9 protein-coding genes are annotated in these 11,725 nt (G+C 72.2%); 7 read left to right on the forward strand and 2 right to left on the reverse strand.

The features are described from left to right. The first annotated feature begins 9 nt into the window (after positions 1 to 9). Positions 10 to 1,626, forward strand: coding sequence for an FHA domain-containing protein (locus Mco01_RS23590; RefSeq protein ID WP_204059081.1), 1,617 nt, complete (start codon positions 10 to 12; stop codon positions 1,624 to 1,626). A gap of 80 nt (positions 1,627 to 1,706) precedes the next feature. Here the strand turns inward: Mco01_RS23590 and Mco01_RS23595 are convergent, their stop codons facing one another. After that, entirely contained in the window at positions 1,707 to 2,297 is a 591-nt protein-coding gene (locus Mco01_RS23595; protein ID WP_204059082.1) for a TetR/AcrR family transcriptional regulator, read from the reverse strand. 58 nt (positions 2,298 to 2,355) lie between these two features. On the opposite strand from Mco01_RS23595, the gene Mco01_RS23600 reads away from it, so the two are divergent. Then, positions 2,356 to 3,261 (forward strand): carbohydrate kinase family protein, encoded by a 906-nt coding sequence (locus tag Mco01_RS23600; RefSeq protein WP_204059083.1) that lies wholly within the window; start codon positions 2,356 to 2,358, stop codon positions 3,259 to 3,261. A 186-nt stretch (positions 3,262 to 3,447) separates the two neighbouring features. Further along, on the forward strand, positions 3,448 to 4,671 hold the full coding sequence (locus tag Mco01_RS23605; RefSeq protein WP_204059084.1) for an aminotransferase class III-fold pyridoxal phosphate-dependent enzyme: 1,224 nt from the start codon (positions 3,448 to 3,450) through the stop codon (positions 4,669 to 4,671). Between the two features lie 14 nt (positions 4,672 to 4,685). Here the strand turns inward: Mco01_RS23605 and Mco01_RS23610 are convergent, their stop codons facing one another. Further along, positions 4,686 to 5,795 (reverse strand): GNAT family N-acetyltransferase, encoded by a 1,110-nt coding sequence (locus tag Mco01_RS23610; RefSeq protein WP_204059085.1) that lies wholly within the window; start codon positions 5,793 to 5,795, stop codon positions 4,686 to 4,688. A gap of 103 nt (positions 5,796 to 5,898) precedes the next feature. Between Mco01_RS23610 and Mco01_RS23615 the strand changes: the two genes are divergently transcribed. From Mco01_RS23615 to dop, 4 genes are all read left to right on the forward strand, one after another. Beyond that, on the forward strand, positions 5,899 to 6,762 hold the full coding sequence (locus tag Mco01_RS23615; protein WP_204059086.1) for a tRNA (adenine-N1)-methyltransferase: 864 nt from the start codon (positions 5,899 to 5,901) through the stop codon (positions 6,760 to 6,762). Positions 6,763 to 6,967: 205 nt separating this feature from the next. Beyond that, a complete protein-coding gene (gene arc, locus Mco01_RS23620) occupies positions 6,968 to 8,731 on the forward strand; it encodes a proteasome ATPase (protein ID WP_204059087.1) in 1,764 nt (587 codons plus the stop codon). Between the two features lie 213 nt (positions 8,732 to 8,944). Then, positions 8,945 to 10,132: an acyltransferase family protein gene (locus tag Mco01_RS23625; protein ID WP_204059088.1), complete on the forward strand. Its 1,188-nt coding sequence runs from the start codon at positions 8,945 to 8,947 to the stop codon at positions 10,130 to 10,132. A 75-nt stretch (positions 10,133 to 10,207) separates the two neighbouring features. Continuing rightward, a complete protein-coding gene (gene dop / locus Mco01_RS23630) occupies positions 10,208 to 11,725 on the forward strand; it encodes a depupylase/deamidase Dop (protein WP_204059089.1) in 1,518 nt (505 codons plus the stop codon).

An 11,725-nucleotide genomic window follows, 5' to 3' on the forward strand; every position in this document is an offset into this window, starting at 1 on the left:
GAGAGTTCTGTGACGGAACAGGGCGTGGGGGTGGTCCGCCCGCTGCCGGGGGAGGGCGTGGTCGCCCATCTGAACAACCTGCTGCTCGTGTGCGCCGCCGGCGACCAGGCGGTGGACGAACTGCTGCGCGCGCTGAGCGAGACGGCCACGACGGGCGGCGACGGCCGGGCGCTCGCCCGCCGGGTGGCCGGGGTCCTCGCCCGGGCGATGGACCGGTCGATCGGCGGTGAGCCGATCGCCTGCGCCGTCGCGGGCCCGGCGGGCGGCGGCGTCGCCGTGCTCGTCAGCGGAGCCGCGTTCGCCAGCGTCCAGGGCGGCCCCGACGGCGAGGTCCGGCTGGCCGGCCGCGACGCCCTCACGTGGACCGACCGGCTCGTCAACGGCCCGGTCTCCCGCATCGAGCTCCGCCTCCCCAACGCCGGCCCGTCGAGCCCCTACGCCCGCCTCGACGGCGGGGTCGTCACCGGAGCCGGCCTCGAATGCGACTTCACCCAGGCGGGGGACCTCGCGTTCCCGCCGCTGCCGCCCCGGCCGCCGCAGGGCCAGCACCAGCAGCAGCACCCGCAGTTCGGGGCGCCGGAGCCCATCGGGGCCCGCGGCCCGGTGGTGCCGCCGCCGCCCCCGCCGCCCGGCCCGGGGTCGCCCGTCGGCCCGCCGCCCGAGCCGGTTCCCGGCCCGCCGCACCTGGCGCCGGGCGGCCCGTCCCTTCCCCCGCCGTACCACTCCCAGCCCTCGCAGCCGCTGCCGCCTCCGCCGGGGTACCCCTCCGACCCCGGCCTGGGCGGGCCCTCCGGGCCGCTGTTCCCCCCGCCGCCCGACCAGCAGGGGCCGCACGACCCGCTCGGCCTCCACGGGCCCCAGGGCGCGCAGGGCCCCGCCCCGGTCGCCGAACCCGTCCCGGGTCCCGTCTCCGGCCCGCACGCCCTTCCCGACCCGCTCCACGACAGCCCGTACGGCGGTGCCGGCCGCCCGTACGGCGACGACCGGCCGGGCGGCGAGGACCGGGGACCGCTGCACGACCTCGGCGGGCCGCCGCCGTTCGACCCCGGCGCCTCGTTCGAGCAGGGGCCGTCGTTCGAGCAGGGGCCGCCGGCCGACCAGGACCCGGGCGAGGTGACCCAGCTCGACGCCACGCCCGAGCCCGAGCAGCGGCCCATGGTGTACGGCGTCGACTGCAAGAACGACCACTTCAACGACCCGCGAGCGCCGTACTGCGCGATCTGCGGGGTGCCGATCGACCAGCGGGCGGTGGTGCCGTACAAGGGCCCGCGGCCTCAGCTCGGGGTGCTGCTGCTCGACGACGGCATGGCGTTGCCGCTCGACGGCGACTACGTGCTGGGCCGCGACCCCGAGCGGGCGCCCGAGGTGCAGGCGGGCGAGGCCCGCCCCGCCAAGGTGACCAGCCCGGACGGCTCGGTGTCCCGGCGGCACCTGCGGGTGTTCCTCGACAACTGGGACGTCAACCTGCTCGACCTGGGCTCGGTGAACGGCACCCAGATCCAGCCGCCCGGCGACCCCAACTTCTACGACATCCCGCCGAACGAGCCCGTGCCGATCCTGCCCGGGACGACCGTCCGGGTCGGCGTGTCCCGCACGATGCGCTACGAGGGTCACCGCACCGCCTGACCCCCGACGCCCGGCCCGTACGCCACCGGGGCGGGCGGGCCGCGCGCGCCCGGCGGCCGTGGTGCGCGCGCGGCGGCAGGTCAGGCGGTCAGGTGGTCCAGCTCGCGCAGGATGAGCCGTTCGAGCCGGTCGCCGGGCACGCGATCGGGGTAGAGGAGGCGGTGCACGCTGAGGCCGTCGACGAGGGCGAGGAGGCGCTCGGCCGCGTCGTCGAGGTCCTCGTCCGCCCGGATCTCCCCGGCCGCGGCGGCCGAGCGGAGCAGGCTCACCACCACGTAGCGCAGCTCGGCCGCCTCGCGCCGCTGCACCTCCAGCAGATCGGGGCTGGTCAGGCTGCGCCCCCAGAACCCCACCTCGAGCCCGGTCTCGCGGACCCGCTCCTCGTCCAGCGGCACGTTGTCGAGCAGCACCTCCCGCAGGGCGGCCAGCCCGGTCAGGCCCGCCAGCTTCTCCCGCAGGCGCTCGGCGATGCGCCGGTGCGACGCCTCCAGCGCCGACACCAGGATGTCGTCCTTGTCGGCGAAGTAGTGGGTGAGGACCCCGTTGGAGTAGCCCGCCTCCTTGGCGATGGCGCGCGTTGTGGCCGCCTCGATGCCGTCCCGCAGGATGACCCGCCGCGCGGCGGCGACGACCTCGTCCCGGCGCTCCTCGTGGTTGACGATCTTCGGCATGGCGCCCACCTCCCCGTTTGGTTGACATTTTAGTCGGTCGCCCGTCTATTATCCGCACATGACGGTAGCGACGGTCGGCGTGCACATCGTCGACGTCCTGGCCAGGCCCGTGGAGTCGATTCCCGGGGGCCAGGACACCCACCTGCTGGAGCAGATCCGCATCACCGCAGCGGGCGCGGCGGCCGGCACGGCCGTGGACCTCGCGAAGATCGGCGTCCCGGTCGCGTCGTTCGGCGCCGTGGGCGACGACGAGCTGGGCGACTTCCTCCTGATGATCATGGAGAGGCGCGGCGTCGACGTCGGCGGCGTCGTCCGCAAGCCGGGCGAGCAGACGGCCGCCTCGATCCTGCCGATCCGCCCGGACGGCGGCCGGCCCTCGTTCCACGTGCCGGGGGCCAACCTGGGGCTGTCGCCCGCCGACCTCGACCAGGACCGGATCGCCGCCGCGAAGGTGGTGCACCTCGGCGGCATGGACGTGACCTGGGGCCTGCACGACCCCGCCTTTTACGCGCTGCTCGACAAGATCCGCGGCGACGGGGCGATCGTCACGATGGACCTGCTGTCGAACATGCCCGACCTCATGCCCGCCGTCCGGTCGTTCCTGCCCCACGTCGACTACCTGCTGCCCAACGAGGAGCAGGCACTGATGCTGACCGGGGCCGCCACCGCGGAGGAGGCCGCCGCGGCGCTGGTCGCCGAGGGCCTGCGCGGCGCGCTCGTCACCCTCGGCGGGGCCGGCAGCCTGGTCGTCACCGCCGACGGCGCCACCACCGTCCCGGCGCTCGACGTGCCCGTGGTCGACACGACCGGCTGCGGCGACGCGTACTGCGCCGGGTTCGTCGCCGGGCTGCTGGAGGGCCGCGACGTCCTGGGAGCCGCCCGCCTCGGCACCGCCGTGGCGGCCCGGGTCGCGGGCGGGCTCGGCTCCGACGCGGGCCTCGACGGCCCGGTGCACGCCGACTGACCGCGGGCCGCGCCAGCCCGTGCGCGCCACCCGGGCCGCACCCAGCCAGCCGCACCGGCCCGTGCGCACCCCACCCGCGGGGCCGCGCCGGCCCGCACGAAGCACCGGCCCCCACCGACCCTCACCGACGCCCACCGACGCCTCCGCGGCCCTCGCGGACGCCGACCTGTAGACGGGAGCATCCCCATGTCCCTCGACGCCTCCTTGCGGGCCCGCGCGGCCAAGGTCGTCCCCGGAGGGATGTACGGCCACCTCAACGCCGCCCTGCACGGCGAGCGCTACCCCCAGTTCTTCGCCAGGGCGGAGGGCGCCCGGCAGTGGGACGTCGACGGCCGGGAGTACGTCGACCTCATGTGCAGCTGGGGCCCGATGATCGTGGGCCACCGCAACCCGCGGGTGGAGGAGGCCGCCGCCGCGCAGCAGGCGCTCGGCGACTGCCTCAACGGCCCCGGCGCCGTGATGGTCGAGCTGGCCGAGCTGCTGGTGGACCTCATCCCCTCGGCCGACTGGGCCATGTTCTCCAAGAACGGCACCGACGCGACGACCCAGGCCCTCATGGTCGCCAGGGCGGCCACCGGCAGGACCAAGGTCCTGGTGGCGCACGGCGCCTACCACGGCGCCGATCCCTGGTGCACGCCCGGCCTGTCCGGCGTCACGCCCAACCAGCGGGCCGACACCATCGAGTTCGCCTACAACGACCTGGCGAGCGCGGAGGCGGCCGCCGCGCAGGCCGAGGGCGACGTGGCCGCCATTCTCGTCACGCCGTTCAAGCACGACTCGTTCGAGGACCAGGAGCCGGCCGACGAGGCGTTCGCGCGCGGCGTGCGCGCCCTGGCCGACCGCCTGGGCGCGGCCCTCGTCATCGACGACGTACGGGCGGGGTGGCGGCTCGACCTGCGGGGCTCCTGGGAGCCGCTGGGGGTCCGCCCCGACCTCACGGCGTGGAGCAAGGCCATGGCGAACGGCTTCCCCATCGCCGCGGTCACCGGCGTGGACGCGCTGCGGGGGGCGGCGCAGACCCTCTACTCGACCGGCTCGTTCTGGTTCTCCGCCGCCGCGATGGCGGCGGCGATCGCGACCATCGAGATCCTGCGGGAGACCGACGGCCCGGCGCTCATGCACCGCGCGGGGACGCGCCTGCGCGAGGGCCTGGCGGCGCAGGCGGCCTCGCACGGCTTCGTGATCCGCCAGACGGGCCCGGTGCAGATCCCGTGGCTGTCCTTCGAGGGCGACGCGACCCTGGAGAAGGGCATCGCGTGGGCCGGGCACTGCCTGGACGAGGGCGTGTACCTCCACCCCTGGCACAACTGGTTCCTGTCGGCGGCCCACACGGACGAGGAGATCGACCGCGCACTCCAGGGGACCGACGCCGCCTTCGGCAAGCTCCGGGCGGCGTACGGCGCCGACTGAGGCCCGCGCCGGGGTCAGCGCGAGCGGGCCCACTGGAGGTCGTCGACCCGGGTGCCGTCCGGGCCGGGCAGCAGCCCCCTCACGAGGAGCTCGCGGGTGAACCCGGCCCGCTCCAGCACCCGGTGGGACGCCGTGTTGCCCGGAGCCGTTCCGGCGACCAGCCTCCTGAGGGGCGTGCTCGCGAAGGCCCAGTCGGCCAGCAGCCGCACGGCCCGGGCGGTGAAGCCGCGCCCGCGGAACTCCGGGTGCAGGCTGTAGCCCACCATGGCCTGGTCCAGCGGGGGGACGACGTTGCTCAGCTGGACGTCCCCGGCGAGCGCGCCCGTCCGGGCGTCCCTGATCGCCATCTCGGCCTGCCGGCCCGCCAGCCACAGGTGCCCGTTGCGGCGGCACACGTCCAGGGTCGCGGCGTACGTGACGGGCGCGGGCGGGACCCGCGAGGCGGCGACGTCCGGCACGGTCCGCAGCCGGTGGCACTCCTCGGCGTCGTCCGTCGTCAGCGGCGTGAGCCGCACGACGCCGTCGGTGAGCTCCCCGCCGGGGAATCCGCCGGGGAGGAACGGCAGGTACGGCGTGACGGGGTCGCCCGGGTCGCCCGCGAGCCGGGCGTAGGCCGTCAGGTCCACCCGCCGGCCGTCCCTGCCGCCGGCGGCGCCGCGCTGCACGCCCTCCAGGGTGAAGCCGGAGCGCATCGCCACCCGCTGGCTGGGGACGTTCTCCACGTCGGCCAGCAGCGTGATCCGCGGCAGCCCGTGGGCGAAGCCCCACGCGGACAGGGCCCGCACGGCCTCGGTCGCCACGCCGCGCCCGCGCGCCCAGGGGGCGAGCCAGTAGCCGACCTCGCTGTTGCCGAACCGGTCCGGCGGCTTGAGGCCCACGGTGCCCAGAGCCCCGCCGGACGCCCCGTCGGCGATCAGGAAGTCCGCGCCGCCCGCCTCCCAGGTCGCCGGCACGGCCTTGGTGATCCAGTACAGCGCGTCGTCCCGCGAGTACGGCGACGGGACCAGCGGGATGTACCGGACGACGTCGGGGTCGGCGCACGCCCGCGCCACGTCGCCGGCGTCCCCCTCGTTCGGCAGGCGGAGGACGGCGGATCCGGCGGGGATGGTCTCGAGGGGCAACATGTCCCATTGTTACCAGGGGCCCCGCCGCCGCGACCATCGGGTTTCCCACCGGCCCCCGTCGCCCGGGCGGGGGGACCGGGGCGATGCCACTAGCCTTTCCAGCATGGGTTTTCGCAGGCACGGCCCGTTCCAGGCCGGAGATCAGGTTCAGCTCACCGACCCGAAGAACAAGCGGCACACGGTGACGCTGAAAGAGGGCGGCGTCTTCCACACGCACAAGGGGTCGATCCCGCACGACGACCTGATCGGGCAGCCCGAGGGCTCCGTCGTCCGCTCCTCGGGCGGCACCGCCTACCTGGCGTTCCGTCACCTGCTGGCCGACTACGCCGTGTCGATGCCGCGCGGCGCGGCCGTCGTCTACCCGAAGGACGCGGCCCAGATCGTCGCCATGGCCGACATCTTCCCGGGGGCGCGGGTCGTGGAGGCCGGCGTCGGGTCGGGCGCGCTCACCTGCTTCCTGCTGCGCGCGGTCGGCCCCGAGGGCTCGGTCACCTCCTACGAGCGCCGGGCCGACTTCGCCGAGATCGCGACCAAGAACGTGGAGAAGTTCTTCGGCGGCCCGGTGGGGCAGTGGCGGCTCGTGGTGGGAGACCTCGTGGCCGCGCTCGACGAGGCCGACGTCGACCGCGTCATCCTCGACATGCTGGCGCCCTGGGAGTGCGTCGACGCCGCCGCCAAGGCCCTCACACCCGGCGGAGTTATTTGCTGTTATGTCGCTACAACGACGCAGATGTCCCGAACGGTGGAGACCCTGCGCGAGCACGGGAGTTTCACCGAGCCCCACGCGTGGGAGACCCTGGTTCGCGACTGGCATGTCGAGGGCCTCGCCGTACGGCCGGACCACCGGATGGTCGGCCATACCGGGTTTCTCGTCACCGCCCGTCGCATGGCGGACGGCGTGACGCCCCCGCCCCGACGCAGGCGCCCGGCCAAGGGGGCGTATGGAGAGGGGATCGAAGCAGTGTGACAATTCAGCCACAACCCGGCAAAGCCACGTGACACGGGAACAGATGGGTGTGTTCCTAATGCTGACCCGAAGAAACGGTCCATAAGGTATCAAACGCCGAACACCCAACGTAACTACACGAACACTGCCCGGCCAGGTTACGTACAGCGCCAAGATAGGTAGGGTCTTGAGTAGTCGTTCTCGACGGGGAAGGAGGTGACGGGGCGTGGCAGCTCGCGACGATGCCGAGGCTCGAGCCGCGCAGCGCGAACGGGAGGTCGCCGATCTCACAACACAGGTCTCCTTCCTGCAGGAGGAGATCACCGCGTTGCGCCGGAAGCTGGCCGAGTCCCCCCGGCAGGCCAGGGTCATCGAAGAGCGTCTGCATGAGGCGCAAGCCCAGGTGGCCGCCCTCACCAGCCAGAACGAGCGGCTGGTTTCCACCCTCAAGGAGGCCAGGGATCAGATTGTCGCGCTCAAGGAGGAGGTCGACCGGCTGGCGCAGCCGCCGTCCGGTTTCGGCGTCTTCCTGGAGTCCAGGGACGACGGCACGATCGAGGTGTTCACCGGGGGCCGCAAGCTCCGGGTGAACGTCAGCCCGGCCGTGGACGTCGACTCGCTCAAGCGTGGCCAGGAGGTCATGCTCAACGAGGCGCTCAACGTGGTCGAGGCTCTGGGCTACGAGGACGTCGGCGAGATCGTCATGCTCAAGGAGCTGCTGGAGACGGGCGACCGCGCCCTCGTCATCTCCCACGCGGACGAGGAGCGGGTCGTCAAGCTCGCCCACTCGCTGCTCGACCAGCCGCTCCGCGCGGGCGACTCCCTCCTGCTCGAACCCCGTTCCAACTACGTGTACGAGCGGATCCCGAAGTCGGAGGTGGAGGAGCTCGTCCTCGAGGAGGTCCCCGACATCTCCTACGAGGAGATCGGCGGCCTCAGCCGGCAGATCGAGCAGATCAGGGACGCGATCGAGCTGCCGTACCTGCACGCCGACCTGTTCCGCGAGCACAAGCTCCGCCCGCCGAAGGGCGTCCTGCTGTACGGCCCGCCCGGCTGCGGCAAGACGCTCATCGCCAAGGCCGTCGCCAACTCCCTGGCCAAGCAGGTCGCGGAGAAGACCGGTCAGTCCGGCAAGAGCTTCTTCCTCAACATCAAGGGCCCCGAGCTGCTGAACAAGTACGTCGGCGAGACCGAGCGGCACATCCGCCTGGTCTTCCAGCGGGCCCGGGAGAAGGCCTCCGAGGGCACCCCGGTGATCGTGTTCTTCGACGAGATGGACTCGATCTTCCGCACCCGCGGCTCGGGCGTCTCCTCCGACGTCGAGAACACCATCGTCCCCCAGCTGCTGTCGGAGATCGACGGCGTTGAGGGCCTGGAGAACGTCATCGTCATCGGCGCCTCCAACCGCGAGGACATGATCGACCCGGCGATCCTGCGGCCCGGCCGCCTGGACGTCAAGATCAAGATCGAGCGGCCGGACGCCGAGGCGGCCAAGGACATCTTCTCGAAGTACCTGGTCAGTGAGCTCCCGCTGCACGGCGACGATCTGACCGAGCACGGCGACAGCCGTGAGAGCACGATCTCCGCGATGATCCAGCGGGTGGTCGAGCGGATGTACGCCGAGAGCGAGGAGAACCGCTTCCTCGAGGTGACCTACGCCAACGGCGACAAGGAGGTCCTGTACTTCAAGGACTTCAACTCCGGCGCCATGATCCAGAACATCGTGGACCGGGGCAAGAAGATGGCCATCAAGGAGTTTCTGGAGACCGGGCAGAAGGGTCTGCGGATCGCCCACCTGCTGGCCGCCTGCGTGGACGAGTTCTCCGAGAACGAGGACCTGCCCAACACCACCAACCCCGACGACTGGGCCCGCATCTCCGGCAAGAAGGGCGAGCGGATCGTCTACATCCGCACGCTCGTCCAGGGCAAGCAGGGCACCGAGGCCGGCCGGTCGATCGACACGGTCGCCAACACCGGTCAGTACCTGTAAGCGGCGCCTTCGGGAGCCGGCACGGCGTCACCTGGAGCGGCGCGATCTCCGGATCGCGCCGCTCCGGCATGTCCGGGCCCAAGCGGTTTTGTCCCGTTCCCGTCCCCCGGGACCGGACGACCGGCGCACAAAGCGGGTGAAAAGGGGGGAACCGGGAGGGAACCGATCGCGTCAAAGGTGCGTGATCTACCTAGGCGTGCCAGGGTGACCCCTGTGCCCTCCCCAGGTTCCCCGGCCGTCAAGGCGGCGAAGGGGCCCCGCCTCGTCGAGCTGGACGCCCTGCGGTTCGTGGCCGCGTTCGCGGTGATGTCGTTCCACTTCATGGCGGCGAGCCGGTCCCTGTGGGACGAGTACCCGACCACGCTCTTCGCCCCCGTCAGCCGGCTGTCGTCGCTCGGCATCCTGGGCGTCGAGCTGTTCTTCCTCATCAGCGGGTTCGTGATCCTGATGAGCGTGTGGGGGCACACGGTCGGGGAGTTCGCCGTCTCCCGGGTGTCCCGGCTGTTCCCGGCGTACTGGTTCGCCGTGGTCGTGATCTTCATCATGTACCGCTTCAGCGGGGTCACCGCCTTCGACCCGAAGCTGTCCACCGGGGAGTACCTGCTCAACCTGAGCATGCTCCAGGGCGCGTTCGGCGTCGGCCACGCGGGCGCCGTGTTCTGGTCGCTGTGGGTGGAGCTGCGGTTCTACGTCCTCATCGGGGTGTTCGCCCTGTTCGGGATCACCCTGCGGCGGTGCCTGGCGTTCCTCGGGGCGTGGCTCGCGCTGGCCCTGGCCGCCGAGCTCACCCAGAACGACGTGCTCGTGTTCGTGTTCCAGCCGCGCCAGGCGCCGTACTTCATCGCGGGAATGGCCTTCTTCCTGATCCACCGGTTCGGGCCGCGGGCCGGGTGGCTGCTGCCGTGGGCGTTCGTGGCGGGGGGCTACGCCATGTCCCTGTACGCCGCCACCGAGCGCGTGGGGGAGCGCGTCCGGCTGATCGGGCTCAAGCACTACCCGGCGCCGCCGGAGAACGTCGTCGTCGCGATTTCGGTGATCTTCCTGCTGATGGCCGCGGTCTCGCTCGGCTGGCTGCGGTGGCTGCGCTGGAGGCCCCTCATGACCCTCGGGGCGCTCACCTATCCGCTGTACCTGCTGCATCAGACGGTCTCGGCGGTTCTCATCCCCACATATCGGGACATCGTGGATCCCTGGCTGCTCGTCGCGATCACGATGGCGGTCTCGATCGCGATCGCGTACCTCGCGTACCGGATGGTCGACAGGCCAGGTCAGCGGTGGCTCAGGGTCCGTCTGGGCGCTCTGGTGGCCCGTACGGGGGGACGCCGCGGGGCCGGCGGAGGCCCTGCTTCCCCTGTCCCGCAGCCCCTCGCCGCGCAAAGTCACGAGGCATCTGTGCCGTAACTGTCTGGTAGCAGGGCATAGAGAAGGGGCTAGGCTCGGATATGACGACGACAGCCTGAAACAGGCGGGGTGCGAATGACGGTTCGGCGGGTGATGGGCATCGAGACCGAGTACGGCATCGCCGTACCAGGTCAACCGGGAGCGAACGCGATGGTGACCTCGTCGCAGGTCGTCAACGCGTACCTGGCGGCATCGGCCGCCCGGGCTCGCCGGGCCCGGTGGGACTTCGAGGAGGAGAACCCGCTCCGCGACGCCCGAGGGTTCGACCTGGCCCGCGAGGTGGCCGACCAGAGCCAGCTCACCGACGAGGACCTCGGCCTCGCCAACGTGATCCTCACCAACGGCGCGCGCCTGTACGTCGACCACGCCCACCCGGAGTACTCCACGCCGGAGACCACGAACCCGCGGGCGTCGGTGATCTGGGACAAGGCCGGCGAGCGGGTCATGTACGACGCGGCCGTCCGGGCCTCGTCCATGCCCGGCAACGCGCCGATCCAGCTCTACAAGAACAACACCGACGCCAAGGGCGCCTCCTACGGCTGCCACGAGAACTACCTCATGCGCCGGGCCACGCCGTTCGCCGACATCGTGCGGCACCTGACGCCGTTCTTCGTGTCGCGGCAGGTCGTGTGCGGGGCGGGCAAGGTCGGCATCGGCCAGGACTCGCGCGGCGAGGGCTTCCAGATCAGCCAGCGGGCCGACTTCTTCGAGGTCGAGGTCGGCCTGGAGACCACGCTCAAGCGGCCCATCATCAACACCCGCGACGAGCCGCACGCCGACCCGGAGAAGTACCGCCGGCTGCACGTGATCATCGGCGACGCCAATATGTCGGAAATTTCGACATATTTGAAGCTAGGGACCACCGCGCTCGTCCTCGCGATGATCGAGGAGGGCTTCCTCACGGCCGACCTCACGCCGGAGTCCCCGGTCGCCGCGCTCCGGGCGGTGTCCCACGATCCCACCTGCCGGTACGAGATCGCGCTGCGCAGCGGGCGCAAGATGACGGCCGTCCAGCTCCAGATGGAGTACCTGGAGCAGGCGCGCAAGTACGTCGAGGACCGGTTCGGGTCCGGCGCCGACGACATGACCAAGGACGTGCTCAACCGCTGGGAGTCCGTGCTCACCCGGCTCGCCGAGGACCCGATGCAGCTGTCCCGCGAGCTCGACTGGGTGGCGAAGCTGGAGCTCCTCGAGGGCTACCGGACCCGGGACGGCCTGCCGTGGTCGCACCCGCGCCTCCAGCTGGTCGACCTCCAGTACTCCGACATCCGTCCGGAGCGCGGCCTGTACAACCGGCTGGTCGCCCGGGGGCGGATGCAGCGGCTGGTGAGCGACGAGGAGATCGACCGCGCGGTCGAGCTGCCGCCGACCGACACCCGCGCGTACTTCCGCGGGCGGTGCCTGCGGCAGTACAGCGACTCGGTCGCCGCCGCCTCCTGGGACTCGGTGATCTTCGACATCCCCGGCAGGGAGTCGCTGCAGCGGGTGCCCACGCTGGAGCCGCTGCGCGGGACCAAGGCCCACGTCGGGGAGCTGCTCGACCGCTGCCGCACCGCGGCCGACCTGGTCGCGGCCCTGACCGGCGAGAGCTGA

Origin of the sequence: Microbispora corallina, from assembly GCF_016863035.1 — a bacterium.
In the GTDB taxonomy this organism is placed as follows: Bacteria; Actinomycetota; Actinomycetes; order Streptosporangiales; family Streptosporangiaceae; genus Microbispora; species Microbispora corallina.

Bases quoted from the DNA above. Each gene is read 5' to 3' on its own strand.
- Mco01_RS23595 (WP_204059082.1), bottom strand. From the start codon at position 2,297: ATGCCGAAGATCGTCAACCACGAGGAGCGCCGGGACGAGGTCGTCGCC.
- Mco01_RS23605 (WP_204059084.1), top strand. From the start codon at position 3,448: ATGTCCCTCGACGCCTCCTTGCGGGCCCGCGCGGCCAAGGTCGTCCCC.
- Mco01_RS23600 (WP_204059083.1), top strand. From the start codon at position 2,356: ATGACGGTAGCGACGGTCGGCGTGCACATCGTCGACGTCCTGGCCAGG.
- Mco01_RS23615 (WP_204059086.1), top strand. From the start codon at position 5,899: ATGGGTTTTCGCAGGCACGGCCCGTTCCAGGCCGGAGATCAGGTTCAG.
- dop (WP_204059089.1), top strand. From the start codon at position 10,208: ATGACGGTTCGGCGGGTGATGGGCATCGAGACCGAGTACGGCATCGCC.
- Mco01_RS23610 (WP_204059085.1), bottom strand. From the start codon at position 5,795: ATGTTGCCCCTCGAGACCATCCCCGCCGGATCCGCCGTCCTCCGCCTG.